Below are 260 nucleotides of genomic sequence, written 5' to 3'. Positions count from 1 at the left end.
GACGACAAACTCAGAAGTTGATCAAGCCAAGACTGATGGAACAACTGAGGTCAATGGAGTGGAGCCAACCGCGCAAAGTAAGCCAGCAGCCAAGCAAGCAATCGATGATGCGCTGAAAGCTAAGGAAGCAGCGATTGATTCACGCACCGATTTGACGGATGAAGAGAAAGCTGCAGCGAAAGCCGATGCCAAAGCTAAGGCAGACGAGGCTAAGAAGAACATCGACGTTGCGACGACAAACTCAGAAGTTGATCAAGCCA

General features: G+C 50.0%; 1 protein-coding gene. It reads left to right on the top strand.

The window, feature by feature from the left end; genetic code table 11:
- Positions 1-260, top strand: a 260-nt coding sequence (locus HMPREF2853_RS09570) for a DUF1542 domain-containing protein (RefSeq protein WP_148131414.1), incomplete at both ends; no start/stop codon positions are given.

Origin of the sequence: Streptococcus sp. HMSC077F03 (assembly GCF_001812375.1) — a bacterium.
Taxonomy (GTDB): Bacteria; Bacillota; Bacilli; order Lactobacillales; family Streptococcaceae; genus Streptococcus; species Streptococcus oralis_S.
This window is presented reverse-complemented; position numbering and strand designations above follow the sequence as displayed.